Source organism: Thiocystis violacea (assembly GCF_016583575.1).
In the GTDB taxonomy this organism is placed as follows: domain Bacteria; phylum Pseudomonadota; class Gammaproteobacteria; order Chromatiales; family Chromatiaceae; genus Thiocystis; species Thiocystis violacea.
The window spans coordinates 1-21,906 of record NZ_NRRG01000065.1 but is presented as its reverse complement, the minus strand read 5'-3'; the positions used below and the strand labels follow the sequence as shown (position 1 = coordinate 21,906).

At 63.3% G+C, this 21,906-nt stretch carries 18 protein-coding genes and 3 pseudogenes; 14 read left to right on the top strand and 7 right to left on the bottom strand.

The window, feature by feature from the left end:
* Positions 1–121: pseudogene (locus tag CKO27_RS24725) on the top strand (IS701 family transposase); the annotation flags it as partial.
* 26 nt (positions 122–147) lie between these two features.
* Entirely contained in the window at positions 148–1,128 is a 981-nt protein-coding gene (locus CKO27_RS20950) for a ParB/RepB/Spo0J family partition protein (RefSeq protein WP_200376868.1), read from the top strand.
* Between the two features lie 491 nt (positions 1,129–1,619).
* Here CKO27_RS20950 and CKO27_RS20945 read toward each other — a convergent pair.
* A pseudogene (locus tag CKO27_RS20945) lies at positions 1,620–2,403 on the bottom strand (IS1595 family transposase); the annotation flags it as partial.
* Positions 2,404–4,090: 1,687 nt separating this feature from the next.
* Between CKO27_RS20945 and CKO27_RS25370 the strand changes: the two are divergent.
* Both CKO27_RS25370 and iscB read left to right on the top strand, forming a co-directional pair.
* A pseudogene (locus CKO27_RS25370) lies at positions 4,091–4,150 on the top strand (hypothetical protein); the annotation flags it as partial.
* On the top strand, positions 4,150–4,830 hold the full coding sequence (gene iscB, locus CKO27_RS20940; protein WP_420825853.1) for an RNA-guided endonuclease IscB: 681 nt from the start codon (positions 4,150–4,152) through the stop codon (positions 4,828–4,830). The pseudogene CKO27_RS25370 and the gene iscB, both read left to right, overlap by 1 nt.
* Positions 4,831–5,356: 526 nt before the next feature.
* On the opposite strand, the gene CKO27_RS24255 is transcribed toward iscB, so the two are convergent.
* Together CKO27_RS24255 and CKO27_RS20935 are read right to left on the bottom strand one after the other, a co-directional pair.
* Positions 5,357–5,698: a PIN domain-containing protein gene (locus tag CKO27_RS24255; protein WP_476718511.1), complete on the bottom strand. Its 342-nt coding sequence runs from the start codon at positions 5,696–5,698 to the stop codon at positions 5,357–5,359.
* The gene (locus CKO27_RS20935; RefSeq protein ID WP_200376867.1) at positions 5,699–5,917 is read right to left on the bottom strand and encodes a hypothetical protein; all 219 of its coding nucleotides are present in this window, start codon (positions 5,915–5,917) and stop codon (positions 5,699–5,701) included.
* 506 nt (positions 5,918–6,423) lie between these two features.
* Here CKO27_RS20935 and CKO27_RS20930 point away from each other — a divergent pair.
* Positions 6,424–7,386, top strand: coding sequence for a DNA-binding protein (locus CKO27_RS20930; RefSeq protein ID WP_200376866.1), 963 nt, complete (start codon positions 6,424–6,426; stop codon positions 7,384–7,386).
* Positions 7,387–7,879: 493 nt separating this feature from the next.
* Positions 7,880–8,182, top strand: a complete 303-nt coding sequence (locus CKO27_RS20925) for a hypothetical protein (protein WP_200376865.1) — start codon at positions 7,880–7,882, stop codon at positions 8,180–8,182.
* 92 nt (positions 8,183–8,274) lie between these two features.
* Here CKO27_RS20925 and CKO27_RS20920 read toward each other — a convergent pair whose 3' ends face one another.
* Together CKO27_RS20920 and CKO27_RS20915 are read right to left on the bottom strand one after the other, a co-directional pair.
* Complete coding sequence (locus CKO27_RS20920; RefSeq protein ID WP_200376864.1) at positions 8,275–8,817, bottom strand: DUF1415 domain-containing protein; 543 nt, start codon at positions 8,815–8,817, stop codon at positions 8,275–8,277.
* A gap of 161 nt (positions 8,818–8,978) precedes the next feature.
* On the bottom strand, positions 8,979–9,335 hold the full coding sequence (locus CKO27_RS20915; RefSeq protein ID WP_242471051.1) for a hypothetical protein: 357 nt from the start codon (positions 9,333–9,335) through the stop codon (positions 8,979–8,981).
* A gap of 285 nt (positions 9,336–9,620) precedes the next feature.
* Between CKO27_RS20915 and recD2 the strand changes: the two genes are divergently transcribed.
* Complete coding sequence (gene recD2, locus CKO27_RS20910) at positions 9,621–11,807, top strand: SF1B family DNA helicase RecD2 (protein WP_200376863.1); 2,187 nt, start codon at positions 9,621–9,623, stop codon at positions 11,805–11,807.
* A gap of 4 nt (positions 11,808–11,811) precedes the next feature.
* Here the strand turns inward: recD2 and CKO27_RS20905 are convergent, their stop codons facing one another.
* The gene (locus CKO27_RS20905; RefSeq protein ID WP_200376862.1) at positions 11,812–12,366 is read right to left on the bottom strand and encodes a DUF427 domain-containing protein; all 555 of its coding nucleotides are present in this window, start codon (positions 12,364–12,366) and stop codon (positions 11,812–11,814) included.
* A gap of 88 nt (positions 12,367–12,454) precedes the next feature.
* On the opposite strand from CKO27_RS20905, the gene CKO27_RS20900 reads away from it, so the two are divergent.
* From CKO27_RS20900 to CKO27_RS24715, 7 genes are all read left to right on the top strand, one after another.
* Positions 12,455–12,844 carry a hypothetical protein gene (locus CKO27_RS20900; protein ID WP_200376869.1) on the top strand — a complete coding sequence of 130 codons (390 nt, stop codon included), beginning with the start codon at positions 12,455–12,457 and terminating at the stop codon, positions 12,842–12,844.
* Between the two features lie 18 nt (positions 12,845–12,862).
* Positions 12,863–14,506 carry a methyl-accepting chemotaxis protein gene (locus CKO27_RS20895; RefSeq protein WP_200376861.1) on the top strand — a complete coding sequence of 548 codons (1,644 nt, stop codon included), beginning with the start codon at positions 12,863–12,865 and terminating at the stop codon, positions 14,504–14,506.
* A gap of 229 nt (positions 14,507–14,735) precedes the next feature.
* Positions 14,736–15,557, top strand: coding sequence for a CHAP domain-containing protein (locus CKO27_RS20890; protein ID WP_242471050.1), 822 nt, complete (start codon positions 14,736–14,738; stop codon positions 15,555–15,557).
* Between the two features lie 293 nt (positions 15,558–15,850).
* Positions 15,851–16,888 carry a bifunctional nicotinamide-nucleotide adenylyltransferase/Nudix hydroxylase gene (locus tag CKO27_RS20885; protein WP_200376859.1) on the top strand — a complete coding sequence of 346 codons (1,038 nt, stop codon included), beginning with the start codon at positions 15,851–15,853 and terminating at the stop codon, positions 16,886–16,888.
* A 93-nt stretch (positions 16,889–16,981) separates the two neighbouring features.
* Positions 16,982–18,391: a nicotinate phosphoribosyltransferase gene (locus tag CKO27_RS20880; RefSeq protein WP_200376858.1), complete on the top strand. Its 1,410-nt coding sequence runs from the start codon at positions 16,982–16,984 to the stop codon at positions 18,389–18,391.
* A gap of 509 nt (positions 18,392–18,900) precedes the next feature.
* Positions 18,901–20,217, top strand: a complete 1,317-nt coding sequence (locus CKO27_RS20875; RefSeq protein WP_200376857.1) for a cation:proton antiporter — start codon at positions 18,901–18,903, stop codon at positions 20,215–20,217.
* Between the two features lie 63 nt (positions 20,218–20,280).
* Positions 20,281–20,523: a Tn3 family transposase gene (locus tag CKO27_RS24715; RefSeq protein ID WP_200376856.1), complete on the top strand. Its 243-nt coding sequence runs from the start codon at positions 20,281–20,283 to the stop codon at positions 20,521–20,523.
* A gap of 540 nt (positions 20,524–21,063) precedes the next feature.
* Here CKO27_RS24715 and CKO27_RS20865 read toward each other — a convergent pair.
* A complete protein-coding gene (locus tag CKO27_RS20865) occupies positions 21,064–21,858 on the bottom strand; it encodes an SDR family NAD(P)-dependent oxidoreductase (protein ID WP_200376855.1) in 795 nt (264 codons plus the stop codon).
* Between the last annotated feature and the right edge of the window lie 48 nt (positions 21,859–21,906).

Sequence of the window (21,906 nt, the reverse complement as noted above, 5' to 3'; positions counted from 1 at the left end):
GCTCGAATGCCTCAAGCGGGCCCACAAGCTCAACCATTTCGCACTCCGCGCGAAGCTCTATGTCGAGGCGCTTCAGCATGCTTTCGGCGAACTCAGGCGCTTGAAAGCGGCGGCTGCGTAACATCAGTTAGGTAATAAGGATTTATCATGGCGACGCCAAAAAAAATGCGATTTGGACCTTCTCAAGTGACCGAAGCGATGGGAGAGATCGTTCGCCGGGGTCAAACAGGGCATGGTGATCTTCACTACGACCGAGTTGACTTGGCTAGGATTGAACCAGATCCAGAGAATCCTAGACAATTGAGACTATCCGAACACGAATTTTTGCTGTTGTCAGATGATGCGTGGTTATTGAATGCTCGATCCGGTGATGATTCTGATGAGCGCACAAGGCTCCTCTTACGATTAAAGGATCTCGCTGATTCGATGATCGAGAACGATGTACTAGAACCAATTCGGATATTCAGGCATGGGGAGCGTTATCGGATCGCGTATGGTGAACGTCGCTATTGGGCGGCTCGTTTAGCTGGTCTTAAAGATATCCCTGCGCGGATATCTGATCAACGCCCAGGGAAGGTTCGCACATTGCAGCTCGTGGAGAACCTCCATCGCGATGACCTGGATCTTGCTGCAAGAATGCGTAACGTCATTGCTGTACTCGGTGAGTTGGACGAGGAAGGCGAGGCGACTGCTGAACGATTTAGTCATCTCATAGGTATGAGTGAACGACAAGCACGGCGATATCTTCAAGTGGCTAATGGCCCGAGAGATGTCCTTGAAGCGGTAGTAGGAGGCCAAGTCGTTCGCGACCTAGCAGTGGCTGCGGCCATATCGTCAATTAATGACGAGCGAAGACGGATATCTGTGCTATTACATTTGTCGAATGGGATGTCACTGAAGGATGCTCTTGATGCAGCAGAGCGAGAAATCAACCCTCCAATCAAACAGTCTCGAGGGCGGCCGGCAGTCAAAGTTACTCTTGGTGTGACATCGAATGCTGGGTTGGTACGGGAGATTATGCGTCGTGTAGTAGGAGATACCGAACTGCCGGACTTAGACTGGACTGATTATCGAGCGGTCACAAAGGCATGGAAATCGTTTTTGTCTGATCTGGAAAGCTCGCTGTGAAGACGTCCGTTCGTATGACAGAGGAAATGCAAAAGGCACTGCGTGAGGCGTCGTCAGCGGTGTATGGAGCGAAGGGTAAAAGTCGCTGGGTCAGAGAGGCTCTAGTTATGCTCGCAGCCGAGGATCCTGCAATGACAAGTGTCGGTCTTGGGGAGGCCCATTTTGTTCCTGCGTGTTCTGAGCAGATCTTGCTATCTGAAGAATCCGAGGAAACTCTGGAAAAATTAGTGGCTAGAGTGCGTCGGCAGGACCCATTGGCAGAGGGAGTCCAATCCCAGGTGCTGCGCGCAGCAGTGCGTTGGAGGCTTGAGCGGTCTTCAAGACCGTTTGCACTTAAAGGCCCGTAAAATATTGAAAATAAATATAATTTTTTACGATTAATTTTTCCAAAAATACCGGTCGAGCTCTACACCAACTCACCGGCTGTCTATAATTTGATGGAGTGTGGGAGATGCTAGCCCTGAACCTCCCCACAGCTAATGCCCTCCTGATTAGCAAGATTCCTCAGCCAGACGGATCCAGCGCTCCGGGCGCGGCCCGACGGCAATGGCCACAACGAGCAGCCGGCTGGGAAGGGTGTCGAGATGAAACCGCCGGTTGAATCGGTCGGCGAAGGCGCCAAGGTAGAGCGCGCCATATTTGGCGAAGTCGAAGGCATGATAAGCCCCACCCAAGCTAGTTTTGAGGTTGCCCGAGAGGGTGTTGACCCAACGGAATTCGGGCAGGTCTTTGGGTTTGCGGGAGCCGACGATGATCGCCTGATAGCGACAGACAACCCGCGTCGGTGACACCCGCAAAGCAGGCCAAGCCATCCATGGTGACCTTGCAGCCTGGTGCGAGCACTCGCGCGGCCCGCACGGCGATCGCCGTGCGGGTGAAGCCGGGGATTTGCGTCATCTTGGTGTCAAGGGGATGTCCGTCAGGATTCAGGGACACCGCCGCCACAAAGGGCACCTTGTTCTCCGAGCCACGGCCGGTGGCGGCGCCCGTGAGTTCACCGCTCAGGTAGGCGTCGTCCACCTGGACGTCACCCTTGAGGGTGTAGGTACTGTCGCGCTCGACCATCGCATGTATCCAGTTTATGCTGGATCAGCCAGGCCGTGGGGTCGCTAACGCCCAATTGACGCTTCAACGCCAAGGCCGACAACCCAGTCTTTGCTTGGCTTGGCTAATCAGATCGATGGCCAAGAACCACATCGTCAGGGGCCGATGCGTACTCTGGAACAGGGTGCCCGCGATCAGGAACGTTTGGACATGGTACGCCCGACCTTGAAATGGCCCTTCTGATTGCGCGTGCAGTCGGGGGCGAAACCCAGAATTTTGATCGTCTCCGGGCGTGTCCCCGCTTGGGCGTGTGCGTCTGGGCAAAGCGTCCAATTTCGACGAGCTTGGTCTTGCTTGGCTCCAGGCCCAGACCGAACTTCCCCAACCGTTTGCGTAGCGCGTCCTAGACCCGCAGGGCATCCTCGCGATGTACGCTGATCGATCCTCCTTGCGGTGTCCCATCCTAGTTCGGATGTAATGCCCCATCTTACAGAATGCCCGCTTTGAGCTAACGCCGGATCAGGCTGATCAAGCGCGGATCTCCAACGCGATTTTGCACGAATCGGAGGAGCCATCCGTGGTCCAAACTGCCAAAGAGATTCTTCATATCCGCCTCCGCCACCCAGCTCACCTTGCGTCCGGCGATCACCTCGTGGATTGTCGCTAGCGCCGATGCGCGCCCATCCCAGGTCGACCACCAAAGGAGCACGGCAGAAAATCCTGCTCGTCGATGGCCGATCACACTTCCGCTGTCGTGCGCTGAAGCGCCCGGTCACTGACGCCGGGAACGCCAATGGGGCGCTTGTCCTGCTTGTCGGGTTTGGGGATGTACACCCGCCGCGCGGACGGTTCCTGATAGCCTTGGCGGTGTACCGCTTCGAGCAATCGGCTCGATCCACTGCGTGAAGTATCTTTTGGCCTGCCCGATCCTTCCGCCACCGAGAATCATTCATGCATCGAAGTAGATTCGCTCCACCTCAGCCAGACCTAAGGTGACCCCCACAGTGCCGACACCAATGAATCGTGCATCGAGGTAGGCACCGAGTCTCCACCAGCGCGTTCTCGCCCGCCCGATCCTTCCGCCATCAAGGATCATTCGTGCATCGAGGTAGATTCGCTCCACCTCAGCCAGACCTAAGGTGACCCCCACAGTGCCGACACCAATGAATCGTGCATCGAGGTAGGCTCACTCCACTTCAGCCAGCCATGAGGTGACCCCAAACCACCGATGCTTCGTGCATCAAGGTAGAGTTCGAGTCTCCACCAGCGCAATCTCGCCCTCTCGATCCTTCCGCCGCCGAGAATCGTTCGTGCATCGAGGTAGACTCACTCCACTTCAGCCAGCCATGAGGTGACCCCAAACCACCGATGCTTCGTGCATCAAGGTAGAGTTCGAGTCTCCATCAGCGCAATCTCGCCCTCTTCGATCCTTCCGCCACCGAGAATCGATCGTGCATCGAAGTAGACTCGCTCCACTTCAGCCAGCCATGAGGCGACACCACAGCACCGATGATTCGTGCATCGAGGTAGGTACAGAATCTCTACCGGCGGGTTCTCGCCAACCTGATCCTTCAGCCCCCGTAGATCGTTCGTGCATCGAAGTAGAACAATTGTGCATTGAAGTAGACACTATCGTGCATTGAAGTACGCCTATTCATGCATAGAAGTAGATCGATTCGTACAAAGAGGTAGGAGTTCCCATTTTTTTCACACTATAATTTCATATATTTCAATAAAATAATAAATTTCCGCCGAACATCTAATCGTTCTTAAATCTTTTTTTAATATTCTTCTACCCGGATGTTACATAAAACTGCTAGCAGTCCAAGAAACCGATCATTGTTGTCGGGCTTAACGGCAACGGAGCCAACGAACCCCAAGCTGTCTGTGCTAGCGATGCGGGTGGATTTGGCCGTTGATGGTCGCATGGGTCGCGCGTCTGCGCCGCCTGGCCCCGATCACTGCACTCAACCAGGAATTGGTACGGTTCGACATGCAGTCCATGCAGAACCCAAAATCTCCAGCATCGAATACCAGCAGGGGACGCTGGCGGGCTACGAGGTCCGCGAGTATCTGCTCGAACAGTGGCCTCGCACCTGTGTCTATTGCTGCGCGAAAGATGTCCCGCTCCAGATCGAGCATATCGAACCACGTAGCAAGGGCGGCAGCAGCCGGATCAACAACCTGACCCTGGCCTGCGCGCCGTGCAATGACAAGAAAGGCACACAGTCGGTCGCGGTCTTTCTCAAGGGCAAACCTGACATCCTCAAGCGCATTCAGGCGCAAGCCAAGGCACCGCTGAAAGACGCCGCCGCAGTCAATGCAACTCGCTGGGCGCTGTTTACGGCGCTCAAGGCCACCGGCCTGCCGGTCGAGGTCGCCTCCGGCGGGCGCACCAAGTTCAACCGTGCGCGTCTGGACGTGCCCAAGACCCATGCGCTCGACGCCGCCTGCATGGGTCAGGTCGACGCTTTGCACAGATGGCAACGCCCAACGCTGGCGATCAAAGCGACCGGGCGCGGCAGCTACCAGCGCACGGGCCTGAATTGGTTCGGCTTTCCGTGTGGCTATCTGATACGCCATAAGCGCATCAAGGACTTCCAAACAGGAGACCGCGTCATCGCCATCGTGCCGACAGGCAAGAAGACCGGCGTGTAATTCGGGCGCGTCGTGATACGCACGACCGGCAATTTCAACATTCAGACACCGACCGGCGTCGTGCATGGTATTTCACACCGCCATTGCCGGGCGCTGCAACGCGCCAACGGCTATGGCTATTCAATTCAAGATTCCGCCCTGAAGGGCGGTGTTTCAACCGGAGGATTATGATGATTCTTCGTAGAGGCTTGGCCTAGGCGCCGAGAGCCGAGTCCCGGAGCAGGGCGCCCCAGCCAGCCCGATCCCTCGAACAGCGGAGCGAAGAGGGCGGCTGGCAGACGCGAGCTGGGTGCGAACAGCTATCGCCGGTCTGATCGTCGGCCTCATCACGCCAGCGCTCGGTGCGAGGCCTGGGACCGTGATCTCGCCGACAGTGATGCCCGAGGCGTCATCAATCGGATCCATCCCACTCCCCGTTGCAACATGACGGCAATCACCGCCGCCGAGATCCGCAAGTCCGCAGCCTCGAGTTATTCGAAAACGGCGCGCACCGATTGGATCAAACCTTATTCGTGAGCTTGGCCAATCACAGCCGCCTTTCCAGCGATCCAAAGATCCAGTGCATGGGCCAGCGCCCGCCCCACTCATCCATCGGCATCGCCGCCGGCTCGCCCCTCGCCTGTGCCACGCGGAGACAAGCGGTTCCGCCCTCGTCGAGATCTGGCGGACTCGGAGCGGTTGGCTGCGGTTCGACCAGGCGCAACCAATCTCGATCGAGCGCGGCCTGAATGCGCCCGACATCGGTTAAGGCGGACCGTGGCAACACCTCATCGAGCACGACGCGCGCCATCCGAACCTCGCCGAAAAGCGCGGACAACCTGGAAAGGTCATCCAGGTGCGCCAAGACGATGACAAGGCTCGCGTCGATCTACACGCGGCCAAGGTGCGCGGCGCGCGTCAAGGATAGGTAGCCATCACGAAATGGGACGCTGGCCAGCGCGGATTGGACGCCCTTGGCGTCCAGCGCGCCGATCCGTTCGAGACCGACCAGGAGCGTTGCTGGACGCTCCCGATTCAAGACGATGACGACATCCTGATTCGGCCTTCGGTTGAGCGCCTCGCTTGAGATGTTTATCGAGCCGATCATATGGACCCTTTCCATGGGATATACCTTCAGGGATGTTGGTTTGCGAAGAGCTCAGCCTGTATCGGCGCTTGGTGCGGGAGGTCCTGATCCACGTCAGGATGCCATCCAGCGAGGGTCGGTACGCTGGCCTCTCGTCATCCGACATTTTTCCCTTTCACCGTTCCACGGTATCGCGTCGGCCTCAGCCACGGCGGCTCCATGCGTTCATAACATGCTGTTATAAAATAATATAAAACTATACATCGTGGTTTTTCCAGCCGATTCCGCCGCCACGGCCGAGAATGTTCCACGGCCATCGGTCCGCGCTGGCCCGCATCGGACCCACGTCCAGGTCGCGTGATCGCTCACGATCAGCACCCTTGTCGAATTTGATTCATAATCATCAAAAGCGTAACGAATATTTTGATAAACGCTTTACGGAAAACGATGATGTAGCCTGTCCTCCCACGACCGACAAGGAGATCCGCCATGCTCGGCACGTTCACCTATCCGAACCCTGGCCCGTCATGAGCGCCCACGGAGACACCCGGCGCCGCGCCTACGCGGCGGCCTGTGCGCTGGCGGCGGCCGGCGAGCGCCCGAGCGTCGCCGCGGTCCGCGCGCGCCTGGAAGGGCAGGGCGGACAGCAGGCGATTCAGGCCGGCTTGAATGACTGGATCCAAGAGGCCGCGCGGCGCTTTCAGATCCCGACGCTGCCGGAGGCGCTTCAAGACGCGGTGGCAACACTGTGGCAACTGGCCTGTCAAACCGCCCGCGACCAGTGGGACGGAGAGCGTGAAAGCTTGACGGCGCAGCTCGCGGATGGCGCCCGGTCGCGTTTGGCGCTGGAGCAGGAGCACCAAGCCGCCCAGGTCGCTTTTGCGCAGGGTCAAACGCAATGGGCGGCCACCCGCTCCGAGCTCATCGCGCAGCAACAGCAGACCCAGGTCGCCGCCAGTCATATCGAGGCGCTTGAGCGGCAGCTGAGCGAGGCCCGGGAGCAGTTGGACGCCGTGACGCCAAGACAGGCGGCCCTGGGCGAGCGTCTGGCCGCTCTGGAGGACGCGCTCGAACAGGCCCGCACGGAACAGGGCCAATGGCAGGAGCGCGCCGCGAGGGCCGAGGCGGCGGTGGCGCGCCTGGAGCCGGCGGCCGCGAACATGGCGCGCTACCACGAACATCTGGAAGAGACCTGTCGAGAGGCGCGCGGGCTTCAGGCGACTCACCAGCAGGAACTAGCGGAACGAGACGCGCGCCTCCAGACCCTCACGGGATTGCTGGAGCGGACCCAGGCGGCCTACGATGCCGAATCGGCACGCTGGCTGGTGCAAATCGACGATCAGCGCCAAGCGCTCGCGGCGGCGAACGCGCGCGAGCGGCGCCTCGATCAGGAGCGCACGGCGCTGTGGAACGAGGTGCAGTCACTGACCTATGCGTTGCGCGCGCGCCAAGAGGAGCGCGACGCCTCGCGAGGCGATCCGCCTGGTTAAATACCGAAGATGTCCGACCGAGGCTGGCACGCACGGCGGCCAGTCTAGGCTTGCATCCGCCTCGGATTTCCATTCCTGGTAACGCGCTTGGACCGGCGGCGAGAGAGGGGTTCGGTGGGGGAGGGGATTCCAACACAGGTTGAGTGATCGCTCGGCGGCGCACCGCGATAGCACGCCAGACGCCGTTCGCGCTCGATGACGGCTCGCGCCTTCTTGAGCGCCGTCTGCGGCGGACACAGGTTGAGCGTGGCTCCGGAGCGCGTGGCTACCAGATGTGGATCAAGGACATCCGCGGGCGAGACGTGCCCCGATGCGGTCGTGCGGTTTGGCGGAGGTGGATTTCATTCCAATCGACAGCCTCACCAGTTCCTCCGTAATGAGAGGCCGCACACGTTCTTCAGGCGCACAGCCATCGGTGTGCGGCGCGTACGCTTGCGTCTGTTTCGTGAGCGGATCCCAGGAAGCCCGTGCGTCCCCGCGGGAAGCCCAGGGGATGATCGCCGAACGGGCCGCGCGGCGCGCGGAACAGGATGAGGAGATCAGAATCTTGCATCGCCAGATCGAAACCCTCGGTCACGAGTGGCAGGGCATGCCGAGCGAACGCGAGCGGATCGCGCGTAAACAGGAGGTCATCCAGCCGCGTGCCGCAAACGAGCGGACCGAGCCTGGCGAGGCCGAGCGGACATTGAACGCCTGGCGTATCGAGGTCGCGATCCTGACCGAGCGCGCCACCCAGGCCGAGGCGCGGTGTGCCATCGTGCGCCACCTCCAGGAACGACAGGGCCGATCCACGTAGGGATATCCGTTGCGCCGTTCAGACCCGGATAGCGATGAGGCCGGTCGTTGATCTCCACCGTCCGACAGCCCCGCCGGTTGGTCACGCCCGGCTCACGGCTGGCTCCACAAACCCCGCCATCCCGCCGGCCCTAAGGCGTCGAGCGTCTCGATATTGCGCTCATAAATGGTTTCGGCTTCGGGGAAGGCGGCCACCGCCCGGTCGATGCTGGCCTCGCGCAGCAGGTGCAGGGTCGGAAACGGCGCCCGGTTGGTGAAGTTCCCGAGGTCGCCGGGTTGCGTTCCCGCGAACTGGAAGGCCGGATGAAAGCTGGCGATCTGGATCACACCTCGCAGGTCGTGTTCCTCCACCACCGCCTCGGCTCGCGGGAGAAAGGCATTGAAATCGAGAAAGTCCGGCAGCAAGGTGGGATGGATGAGCAAGGTCGTCTCGACCACGGCGGGGTCGGCGGCGGCCAGAAACTCCAGCTCCCGATCCAGGTCTTCCAAGAGTCCGTCCAGATGCCGCGCCCGGCTCACCACGAACCGCACCCGGTGTCGCACGTAGACCGCTTTGGCGAAGGGGCACAGGTTGAGCCCGATGACCGCCAGTTCGATCCATTCACGGGTGGCGGCGATGATCGCCTCGTCGTTCATGAACGCGATGCCAGGCCGGCGGTTGAACTGGAAATTTCCATGGAGTGTCCTCGTGGTGTCGGATTGAACAGAGCATTGGCACGAAGACGGGCCGGAAACGCTGGCCCGCCCATCTCGATGGGCCACAGCTTGGTTTAACGGCCGCCGACCTGGAGCCTGGATTAACCTCCCAGCGTGCTGCGCAACAGCTCGGCGATCTCCTCCGAGATGCGCTCGTTATTCTGCTCCGGCAGATCCAGGTCGCCGTAGAGCCGATTCATGCCCGTGAATAGCCACATGACCGTTTGGCTCACTTCGCCTAAATCCTCGAATCGCCAGCCCACCAATCCAGGCTGGATCGATTCGATCCGACCGCCACACAGCCGCCGCAGCACATGGGGGAAGGTATCGCCGACCTTCTCGATGTAAGGCCACCAGTACGGCCAAGCGGCGGTCAGGGTCTCGAAATAGGCGCGGATCTCGGGGATCTCCGCCGTCTCGCGTGGATCGGTATCCCAGCCCTCGAAGCAAAAAATCACCGTCCCCTCCCACGGCAAAGCGGCCTCGCGGGTGGCTGACAGCTTCGTGAGGTGTGCGAGCATCGGGACGAGTCGCCGGCGATACCGATTCATGACGGATGGCGATGACCAGGATCTCATCCTTGACGGGGGATAGGCGAGCGAGCGGATAGAGAGGACGCATAGGACTAATCATTCTGTGCTGACAGTGACCACCAGAATCAACGCGGCAGACGTCCATCCTTGAGCGACAATGCGGCCTCCATTTCGGGCCTTTGCTCCCGCGCGGCGCGCTATGATCCAAGTATGTCATCCTCTCCATCGCCCGCCCCACGCGAACGCCTCTCCGGCTCCATCGAGCGCGTCACCTTCCATAGCCCGGAAAGCGGTTTCTGTGTGCTGCGGGTCAAGGTGCGCGGCGAGCGCGAGTTGATCACGGTCATCGGTTCGGCGGCGAGCCTCACCCCCGGCGAGTATCTGGAAGCCGAGGGCGTCTGGGTCAACGACCGACAGCATGGACTCCAGTTCAAGTCGGTCGACCTGCGTATCATCGTGCCCCGCACCCTCGACGGCATCGAAAAGTACCTCGGGTCCGGGATGGTCAAGGGCATCGGGCCGCACTTCGCCAAGAAGCTGGTGAAGGCGTTCGGTGAAGCGGTGTTCGACATCATCGAGCAGGAACCCAAACGGTTGCTGGAACTCGACGGCATCGGTCCCAAGCGTCAGCAGCGCGTCACCAGCGCCTGGGCCGAACAAAAGGTGATCCGCGCGATCATGGTCTTCCTGCAATCCCATGGGGTCGGCACCGCGCGCGCCGTGCGCATCTACAAGACCTATGGCGATGAGGCGGTCGAGAAGGTCCGCGAGAATCCCTACCGGCTCGCCCTCGATATCCACGGCATCGGCTTCAAGACCGCCGACACCCTCGCGGAACGCTTGGGGATCCCGCGCGATTCGCTGATGCGCGCCCAAGCCGGGGTCCGCCATGTCCTCCAGGAGATCGCGGGCGAAGGCCACTGCGCGGCCTGGCATGAAGCCTTGGCGGGGCAAGCGGTCACCCTGCTGGAGATTCCGGCGCCGATCATCGAAGACGCCATCGCGGCGGAGTTAGCCGAGGAACGGCTGATCGCCGAGACCATCGCGGATCGCCCGGTGCTCTTTCTCGCGCCGCTCCAGCGGGCCGAGCTGGGCCTCGCCCGCCACCTCCAGCGCCTCCAGGCCGATCCGCCGCCCTGGGGGACCATCGACGCCGAGAAGGCGCTCCCCTGGGTCGAGACACAAACCGGACTCGCCCTCTCGGACTCCCAACGCGGTGCCATCCGCGCCGTTCTGGCGGCCAAGACGGCGATCATCACCGGGGGGCCAGGGGTCGGGAAGACCACCGTCGTCAACAGCCTCTTGCGCATCCTGCGCGCCAAGGGCGTGGCCGTGTTGCTCTGCGCCCCGACCGGGCGCGCCGCGAAGCGTTTATCGGAGTCGACCGGCCAGGAGGCGAAGACCATCCATCGGCTGCTGGAGTTCGATCCCCAGACGATGGGTTTCAAGCGCAACGCCGAGCAGCCGCTGGACCTGGATCTGCTGGTGTGCGACGAGGTGTCGATGGTCGACGTGGCGCTGATGAACCAGTTGCTGCGCGCGGTGCCGACCCGGGCCGGCGTGCTGCTGGTGGGCGATGTCGATCAGTTGCCCTCGGTCGGACCCGGCGCCGTGCTGGCCGATCTGATCGGCTCGGGCCGGATCCCGACCGCGCGTCTGACCGAGATTTTCCGGCAGGCGGAGGCCTCCCGGATCGTGGTCAACGCCCATCGCCTCAATGCCGGACAGTGGCCAGAGGATCCCGCGCCCGAGCGTCCCGTCAGCGATTTCTATCTGATCCGTTGCGACACCCCGGAAGCGATTCATGAGCGCTTGATCCGGGTGGTCACCGAACGCATCCCGCAACGCTTCGGGCTCGATCCGGTGCGCGACGTGCAGATCCTCACGCCGATGAACCGGGGTGGACTCGGGGCGCGGGCGCTCAATGTCGCCCTGCAGGCGGTGCTCAATCCCGCGTCCCAGCCCCGACTCGAGCGCTTCGGCTCGACCTACGCCCCCGGCGACAAGGTCATCCAGTTGGTCAACGACTACGACAAGGAGGTCTTCAACGGCGACATTGGGCGGATTCAGACCATCGACGTGGAGGAGGGCGTCCTGACGATCGATTTCGACGGTCGATCCGTGGTCTATGAGACGGGCGAACTGGACGCGGTGGAGCTGGCCTATGCGACCAGCATCCACAAGGCCCAGGGTTCGGAGTATCCCGCCGTCGTGATCCCGCTCGCGACCCAGCATTACAGCCTGCTGCAACGCAACCTACTCTATACGGCGGTGACGCGCGGCAAGCGTCTGGTGGTGCCGCTCGCCCAGCCACGGGCCTTGGCGATGGCGGTCAAGCAGACCGGGGGCGGGCGATTGACCAAGCTTAGGGAACGGCTCCAGGTGGACTTCCGGTGATGCTTCACCAATGTCCCGTGCCCGGCTCGCCCTTGAACGGCCCCACGATCTCCGCGGTGATCCAGCCGCCGTAATAGCCGCCGGCTTGCGCGCGCACCGCCTCTCCGGCGACGACACACCGCAACCGGGCCGGATAGGCGGAGAACCAGCCGGCGATCACGGCCGCCTCGCCCCTGGCCTCGGGATAGCTCCAGAGGGCCTCGTGGATAAGTCCGTCTGGCCCCTCGACGTGCCAATAGTGGGCTTCGCCCTTCCACTCGCAGAGTGTGCGGCGCGGCGAGGGCCGCAACCGTGAGACATCGAAGGCGTCGGGTGGCAGATAGACGGTCGGCGGACTGCCGGTTTCCAGCACCCGGACGCTGACATCCGATCGGGCCAGACACTGGGGTCCGGCATGGATCTCGATGCGGCGCGGATCGCGGACAGACCTTGGCGGGCGCGGATAGTCCCAGACCGATTCCTGTCCCGCGCCGGGGACGTGGGCGAACGCGGGGCGCGCCTGGCCACGAAAGGTCCAGGCGGCGCGGGCGCGTTCGAGGGCCTCCGGATCGATCGGCATGATGGATCTCCTGACAAACAGCGCGCGGCTTCGGGTCGGCTTGCCGCTATCATCCGTGATTCGCGTCCTCGATCACCCGGCAACGCCCATGGAATTCTTCGCCACATCACCCGCGGACTGGAGCGCCCAGTCACTTCAGCCACACCTGACCGGGCCGCGTCTGAGCGCGGTCTGCGCCTCCATCGATCGCGTGCTGCATTGGGATAACACGCGCGACGAGGGCGAGATCTACTGTCTCTGGGGACAGTTTGAGATCCGTCGCGAGTGTATCCGGGAGGGTGTGCGCTTCACGCTGCCGACCTGCCCCAATGCCTTCGCCTGGACACGGACGGCTCTTGAGGATCCCGCTCCGTCGGGGGCGGGCGTCCTGATTCATGCCACCATCAATCGCACCGAGCATGACCCCGACTTCATCGCGTCCATCGAGGCCTTCGTCGAGGACTGGCGGGCCGGGTTGGCGCGTCAGGCCGTTGGTTGAGTGCGGAGATCGACAACGATGCACCTCCTGTTTCTCAAGCGCTCGGGCCTCTCGACCAAGCTGCTGCTGGCCATGCTGGTCATGAATGTCGCCACGACCCTGAGCTTCACGCTCTATACCTACGCCCGGCAGAAGCAGGCGATCATGGAGGGAATCGACCAGACCTTGCAGGCCAGCGCCCAGGCGGTGCGTCTGATCGCCGATGAGGTCCATGATCGCCTGACCGCCCAGTCCGAGATTCCGCCCGACACCTATCGGGCCTGGCTCGATGCCCTGTCGACGCTCGCGTCGCGGGCCGGGGTCGAGTATCTCTACACGGTGGCGCGTCAGGACGGTGGTCTCGGGTTCACGCTGTCGAGTTACACCGCCGAGGAGGCGGCCGAGGGCGACTTCAACCGGCTCCACGATCCCTATCCCGATCCCAGCGCGGGCTTGCTGGCGGCCTTCGCCGATGGTCGGATCCAGTACGATCAATACACCGATGAATGGGGTACCTTCCGCTCGATCTTCATTCCCGCCCGCTCGCCGGCCGGGGGCGAGTATGTGATCGGCGCCGATATCCCACTCGCGCACATCGCGCAGCAGCTCCGCCAGACCCTGTGGGATTGCCTGCTGATGGCGCTGCTTGTGTTCGCCGGTGGGCTTGGACTGTCGTGGGTACTGACGCGCGTTCTGCGGCGTGAGGTGGCGGTTCTGGCGCGCGAGGTCGACCGCATCGCCGCCGGCGAGCTGGGAATCCGGATCCATCCGACCAGCGACGATGAACTCGGACGGTTGGGCGTGGCCATCAACCGCATGGCGTATCAGTTGTCTGCCCTCATTGGCGAAATCCAGCAGGCCGGCGTGCGGTTTGGCCAGGACTCGACGCAGCTCTCGGCCACCTCGAAAACCATCGCCGAGGGCGCCTCGCGCGTCGCTCAACAGGTCGAAGCGGTCCAGGCCGCCAGTGAGGCCCTGAACCAGACCGCCGCCGAGATCGCGCGCCATTGCATCGAGGCGGCCCAGGGCACGCGCCACGCCAACCGCTCGGCCAACACCGGCGCGGGCGTGGTGCGCGAAGCCATGGCCGCGCTCGGTCAGCTGGGCGAACGGGTCAAGGGCATGGCCGGCGTCATGGGCGAACTCGGGCGCCGCTCTCAGGAAATCGGCGAGATCGTCGGCACCATCGAGACCATTGCCCGTCAAACCAACCTGCTGGCCCTCAATGCCGCCATCGAGGCCGCGCGCGCCGGTGAACAGGGACGCGGCTTTGCCGTGGTCGCCGATGAAGTGCGCGCGCTCGCCGTGCGCACCACCAACGCCACTCAGGATATCGCCGAGCGCATTACCGCCGTGCAACGCGACATCCAGGGACTCGTCGGCGCGATGCACGCGAGTGTTGGCGAGGTCGATGCCGGCACCGCCGAGGCCCACGCCTCGGTCCATGCCCTAGCGGACATCCTGGAGCAGATCGACACCGTCAGCGCCCAGGTCGAGCGCATGGCCGCCGCCGCCGAGCAACAGACCGCGACCACCACCGAGGTCAACCGGACCCTGCAACAGATCTCCGAGGAGGTGCGCACGACCGCCCATGGCGCCCGCCAAACGGCCACGGTCGCCGTCGAGATCGCGGACCAGGCGAACCGGCTGCAATCGCAGCTCGGACACTTCCGGATCGAATAAGATGGATCTCGACACGACGCCTGGAGCGGGTGAAGACGACGGGGTAGACTCGAAGGCTCCCATCACGTCGCGGATGCCCGAACTTGAGTTGTCCGGCCTACTGAACCTGGATGAAGACCGCCATTCCGCCCCCGACCCAACTGGGTTTACTCCGACCATGACGGAACCCACGGCGACACCGCCCAGTCCTCCCGATCGGCGCCCGAACCAAGGGTTTTCGCGCCGACGCTTGGCGACCATCCTACTGCTGACCGGCGTTCTCGCGGGCGTTTTGGTTTGGATCGCGAACCGGGATGAGGTCACGACACCCGCCGTCGCGCGACTGCCTCATACCGATGGCGCCGAGCTGTTCGCTCCGCCGTCCGTCATCGAAACCCTGGATCTCGAACGCTTCCACGCCGCCCAGCGTGCGTGCGAGGGTCCCTGTGTGACCGCGTTCGGCGCACCGCTTGGCCGTGCCGACGGCGTCGAGTCGCGTTCCAACTGTGTCTCCACCTGTGTGCGTCTCGAATCCAGCTTCGTCGATCCCGACACCGGTCAGCTCCAGATCGCGCGTACCGCCGGCGAGCGCCCCGAACGCCTGGAATATGCGGGCCTGACCTATCAATGCGTCGAGTACGCGCGGCGCTGGTGGATCCAGACCCTCGGTCTGACCTTCGGCGACGTGCCGACCGCCGCCGACATCCTGGCCCTGACCGAAGGCCGGCGCCTGTCCGACCAGGCCGTCATTCCGCTTGGACGCTCGCTCAACGGGAGCGCGCGCCGTGCGCCCCGGCGGGGCGATCTCCTGATCTATGCCGCCGATCCGAGCGACCCCGAGTGGCGTGCCGGTCATGTCGCCGTCGTGGTCGAAACCGATCTGGAACAGGGCTGGGTCGCTCTGGCCGAACAGAACTACGACAACCGCCCCTGGAGCGATCCCGAGCACTACGCCCGGCGTATTCGATTGTGGCGCGTCGGCGAGCGTTACACCCTGCTCGACATCGCCCCGGACCAGACCGAGAATCCCGACGGTGGACGCATTGCCGGCTGGATCTATCCACGGCCCTGATCCGCCCGCCATCGAGACGATCAAGGCGCGCATCGGGATTGAGCCGCGACCAGCGCCCGACCTAACCCGCTCCGATCCGGCGCGACACTCTTTGCCAGCGTGTCACCGGACGGTCGGTCTTCCAGCGGCGGCTCGATGCTTATTTCCAGGGCGAACCGGATCGGGAGACGTGGCGTCGGCTGGGTTTGACGCTGGTCGCTGGCCCCTAGCCTCGATCCGGTTCGCATGCTAAGTTTGAGACAGGCGTTACGGATAGACCGAGGCGCCGTCAATTTGGTTAGGGGATTCCTGCCATGAGTCATCAAGCCGACGACCTTCTGGTCTTCATCGGGCGTTTTCAGCCCTTTCATCGTTCCCACGCCGCCATCCTGTCGGCGGCCCTGAACAAGGCGGCCAACGTGCTGGTCTTGGTGGGTTCCGCCAATGCGGCCCGCTCGACGCGCAATCCGTTCATGGCCAGCGAGCGCGAGGTGATGATCCGCGCGTCCTTTCCGCAGGCCGGCGCGGCGCTGCACATCCGCACCATTCCCGACTATCCGTATCTGGAGGATCTCTGGCTGCGCACCATCCAGGAGGCGGTCAAGTCCGTCGCCGAGCCCATCGGTGCCCGGCGCATCGGCCTCATCGGGCATTTCAAGGACGAGACCTCCTACTACCTGCGCATGTTCCCGCAATGGACGCTGGTGGAGATGCCCAACCACGAGGGCCGCTCCTCCACCGAGTTGCGCGAACTCCTGTTCGCGTCCCAGGGCAACGGTACGCGCCTGGTGTTGGCCTCCGCCCTGACCCCGGCCGCCGCCGAGTTCATCGAAGCCTTTCAGCGTCTGCCCCAGTTCGCCCAGTTGGTCGAGGAGCACGCTTTCATCCAGCGCTATCGTCAACAGTTCGCGGCCTCTCCTTATCCGCCGACCTTCGTCACCGTCGATGCGGTGGTGATCCACTCGGGCCACATCCTGCTGGTGGAACGCAAGGCGATGCCGGGCCGCGGTCTGTACGCCTTGCCCGGCGGATTCCTGCACGCGGGGGAGCGCCTCATCGATGGCGTCATTCGCGAGCTGAAGGAAGAGACCCGGCTGAAGCTGCCGGTACCGGTGCTGAAGGGATCGATCAAGGATAGCCGCGTGTTCGACGACCCCCAGCGCAGCCAGCGTGGGCGCACCATCACCCACGCCTTTCACTTCGACTTTCCGAGCGGCGAGCTGCCGCCGGTCAAGGGCGGCGACGATGCCGCCAAGGCGCGCTGGCTGCCGCTGGCCGACTTCTACGCCCTGGACGGCATCATGTTCGAAGACCACTGGCACATCGTGACCGCCTTCATCGGCGGCGCCTGACGCCTCGCGCATCACCCTGGGCGTTGGGGCACAACGCTAATCATCCCGGCTGGATAGACCGGCCGGCCATTCAACATGTATGGGGAGCCCATCATGAACCGCATCGACACCTCCATCGTCTACAACCTGATCCTCGACACCGACTCCTACAAGACGAGTCACTTCCTGCAATATCCGCCCGGTGCGCAGGGGCTGTTCGCCTACGTCGAATCGCGTGGCGGCGAATACGAGCGCACCCTGTTCTTCGGCCTCCAGTACATCCTTGATCGCTATCTCTCGACCCGGATCACCGAGGCCATGGTAGACGAGGCCCGCGACCTGCTCGCCGCGCACGGCGAGCCCTTCAACGAAGCCGGCTGGCGTCATATCATCCGCCAGCACGGCGGCCGGCTGCCGCTGGAGGTCCGGGCCGTACCGGAAGGCAGTCTCATTCCCACCGGCAACGTCCTGATGACGGTGCGCTCCACCGACCCTCAAGCGTTCTGGCTGGTGTCCTATGTCGAAACCCTCTTGCTGCGGGTCTGGTACCCCATCACCGTGGCGACCCAGTCCTGGGCGATCAAGCAAACCATCGCCGACTATCTGCGCGCGACCAGCGACGACCCGGACGGTCAACTGCCCTTCAAGCTGCACGACTTCGGCGCGCGCGGCGTCTCCAGCGAAGAGTCCGCCGGTCTCGGCGGCCTGGCTCATCTGGTCAACTTCCTGGGGAGCGACACGCTGAGCGGCGTGCGTTACGCCCGGCGCTACTACGATGAGCCGATGGCCGCCTACTCGATCCCCGCCGCCGAGCACTCCACCATCACCAGTTGGGGTCGCGACCACGAGGTGGACGCCTACCGCAACCTGCTCCGGCAGTTCGGCCGGCCGGGCCGGCTGTTTGCCTGCGTGTCCGACAGCTACGATCTCGATGTGGCGGTTCGTGACCTCTGGGGCCAGGCCTTACGCGAGGAGCTGATCGCCTCCGGCGCCACCGTGATCATCCGGCCCGACTCCGGCAACCCGGTGGAGGTCGCCTTGCGCACAGCGACCCGGCTCGACCAAGCTTTCGGCCATGTGGTCAACGGCAAGGGCTACCGGGTGCTCAACGCCGTGCGCGTGATCTATGGCGACGGCATCAACCATCGCTCCATTCGCGAGATCCTGGCGACCTTTAAGGCCAACGGCTATGCGGCGGACAACATCGCCTTCGGCATGGGCGGTGCTTTGCTGCAACAGGTCCATCGCGACACCCAGAAGATGGCCATGAAAACCTCCGCCATCCTCTTTGCCGACGGCTGGCATGAGGTCTATAAAGCGCCCGCCGACGACCCCGGCAAGGCCTCCAAGAAAGGCGTGCTGTCGACCTTCAGAAGCCGCCTCACCGGGGAGTATCTGACCTTCCGCACGGACCAGGCCCCTATCGACAGCGAGTGGGAGGAGATCATGCGCACGGTCTGGCGGGACGGGGAACTCGTGGTCAGGCAGCGCCTGGCGGAGGTGCGCGAGCGGAGTGCGGGCTGAGGGAGAAGCGGCCATGCCGGCGCGTTGAGCGCGCGATCTGACCGCGAAGGACGGCGTGAACGGGAGGCGCCCGTCAGCACCCGCGTGTGCCAAACCGTGGGCGACGCGGATTCAAGGCCACGAGACGACCGGCGAACACGCCGCTTCATGGTGAAGCGGCGTTCCAACCCGCGGCGGAGCGGTGGCGCTGGCCGCCGGGGAGGTGCGTCTCGCAGGCGCGCCTAACGTGGACTGACGCCGCGCAGACGCGGCATCCCTCTGTCATTCAATCTGAACTTCTTGAGCAGACTCGGAGACTTCAACCTGACAGGCTTGACCTTACCGTACGATTTTTCCGTTTCGTGAGCGCCCCCCGGAGACCGACAGACTGGCGTAACCTCATGATCATGAGAAGACTGCCCCTCGCAGGCGAGGGCGTGAGGTTACATTCTAAGGCCGCCGCCGCAGGGGTTTTCTCCGCGCAGCGGCTTCGTCCAACTAGGCGATGCGACCGGCCGGTCCGGTAGACCATGACCTTTGAGATTTGGGCCATCCTCCTCGGGGTTCTGCTCACCACCATGACCCTCGCGGGGAGTTCGCTGAGGCGGCTCCCGGTGAGTACCGCCATGTTGTACCTGGCTGTCGGCTACGCACTCGGTCCCGCGGGGTGGGCGGTCATGGCGCCGGATCCCCTCCTCGACGCGGCCATTCTGGAGCGCGTGACGGAGATCGCGGTCCTCATCTCGCTGTTCGCGGTCGGCCTGAAACTGGGCCTTCCCCTCTCGGACCGTGGCTGGCGTCTGCCGGCGCGCCTCGCTGTGGTCTCCATGAGCCTGACCGTGGCCCTGATCGCGGCCATCGCCGTGTTCGGGCTGGGCCTGTCACCGGGCGCCGGAATCCTGCTGGGGGCGATCCTCGCGCCGACCGATCCGGTGCTGGCCTCCGAGGTCCAGGTCCAGGAGGCCAGCGACCGCGACCGCTTGCGCTTCAGCCTCACCGGCGAGGGCGGTCTGAACGATGGCGCCGCCTTCCCCTTCGTGATGCTGGGTCTCGGCCTGCTCGGTTTGCATGACTTGGGCGCTAACGGCTGGCGCTGGCTCGCGGTGGATGTGCTGTGGGCGACGTCCGCGGGCCTGTTCATTGGCGGTGCCCTGGGTACCCTGATTGGCCGGCTGGTGGTCTATCTGCGCCGCCGCCATCAGGCGTCCGTGGGCCTGGACGAGTTCCTCGCGCTGGGCCTCATCGCCTTGGCGTACGGGCTCGCCGTGGTGTGCCACAGCTATGGCTTTCTGGCGGTGTTTGCGGCGGGTCTTGCCCTCCAGCGGGTGGACGGGGAACCCCGGCACGCGCACCCATTGCCGGCCCCCGATCCCGGCCTGTCGGAGCGGGAGGCACAGGCCACGCTCGCCACCCACGCGGACCATGCCGGGGCGTACCTGATGCGGCAAGTCCAGGGGTTCAACGAGCAACTGGAGCGGATCGCGGAGGTCGCGATCGTACTGGTGGTCGGTGCGATGCTCCCGTACATCGATCTTCCGGTCAGCGCCGTCTGGTTTATTCCACTCCTATTCTTGGTCGTGCGCCCGGTGTCGGTTTGGCTTGGGCTCCTCGGTGCGCCGGTGTCACGCGACCAGCGTCTGCTGATCTCCTGGTTCGGGATCCGCGGCATCGGCTCCATCTATTATCTGATGTACGCCATCAGCCATGGTCTGCCGGAGTCGTTGGCGCGCGAAGTCATGGCGCTGACCCTCACCACGGTGGTCGTTTCCATCGTCGCGCACGGGATATCCGTGACACCGCTGATGAACCGCTATACGCAACGCGTGGCGCGACGCCGGCGGCGTTAGCCCGGTGTCAAACCGATTGTCTGGCGGCGGCGGATCAACCGTGAGGCCACCGCCCTGGAGGCCGTGGTCGAACATCCAGGCGAGACGGAAGATTGCAAACTCGCTATCACGGCGGTTCTGATCGCCAACGCGGTCATCTACTACAACACCGCCCTGCTGTCGCGGATCTACGCGCAGAAGCAGGCCGCCGGAGACACGGCGGCGATCGAGATCCTCAGGCGCATCTCCCCCTGTCGCCTGGCGGCAGCACATCAACCTGTTCGGAAGGTTCGAGTTCACGCAGCGCGCCCTGGTCGTCGATCTTGATGCGCTCGCCGAGCGTTACAACGGCCCGGATTTCTGGAACCGAGCGTTGCGAGAAGGCGTGCTGGGTGAGCAGGCGTATTAGCAAACGCTAATTTTTGCCTTTTCGAGGGGTTGGGCGCAAATAGCCATGAGGCTGTTGACCTATGGGCATGGGCTGCGCGAAACCGAGTTGTGCCCAGGATGACCTCGGCCACCGCGATCGGAAGCCCACCGCGGTCTACACCCGCACGGCGGCCAAACGGTTCGAGAATCTTTGGCGGTGAGTGCCGGCGGCTTGATGAGCCTCGGCCGCCGGGAGCGGCCGTTGTTAAGCGTTTGCTTATATTTAACCTGGTGGCCGCTTCGCTCTTATTGGGCCCTGGAGGGAGCCTGGGCTCGATCAGTCCCCATTCTCCATCCGTGACGTCGCTGGAGTAGCGCAGGGGACGGCGATCATAACGGTAACGGTTTTCGGTTGTCCACATCACTGGCCCCTCTTGGGAACCTTCTCTTTAAACCCACAACCCCTGCAACAAATTCAATAACTTATTGGACAGACTCTTAGGCGATGGCGCGGACAACGCCGCCATCGACGCGCAGGGCCGCGCCGTTAGTGGCCGAGGCGGCGGCGCTACAGACATAGACGATCATGCTCGCCACCTCCTCGACCCGCGCGAACCGCCGCAGCAGCGAGGAGGGTCGGGCGGTCGCGAAGAATTCCCGTTCCAGGGTCGCGACGTCGACCCCACGCTGTTGGGCCATTTGCTCCACGAAGGTGGCCACCCCTTCGGAACGGGTGGGTCCGGGCAGCACGCTGTTGACCGTGACGCCGGTTCCCGCCGTGGTCTCGGCAAGGCCCCGGGCGATGGCGAGCTGTGCCGTCTTGGTCATCCCATAGTGGATCATTTCGGGGGGAATCTGCAGCCCCGACTCGCTGGAGACAAACAGGATCCGCCCCCAGTCGCGCTCACGCATCCCCGTGAGGTAATGACGCGACAGACGCACGCCGCTCATCACATTGGTCTCGAAGAAGCGAAACCAATCCGCATCCTCGATCGCCTCGAAGGGTTTGGGTTCGAAAATCCCAAGGTTGTTGACCAGCACGTCCAGGTCGGGTATCAACTCAATCAAGGCGTTGCAGCCGTCGGCGCTGGAAAGGTCCGCTGCCGCGGCTCGCACCCGTGCCCCCGGCACCGCGTCGCGAATGCGTTGGGCCGCAGTCTCGACCCGCGCCTGGCCGCGACCGTTGACGATGACGTCGGCCCCTTCCCGAGCAAGCCCCAAGGCGGTGGCAAATCCAATCCCAGCGGTCGAACCCGTGACCAGAGCCCGTTTGCCTTCAAGATGAAAGTCCATCCGATTGGTCCTCGCTTGTCGTTTTGAAAAGAAACACGCCGTCACACC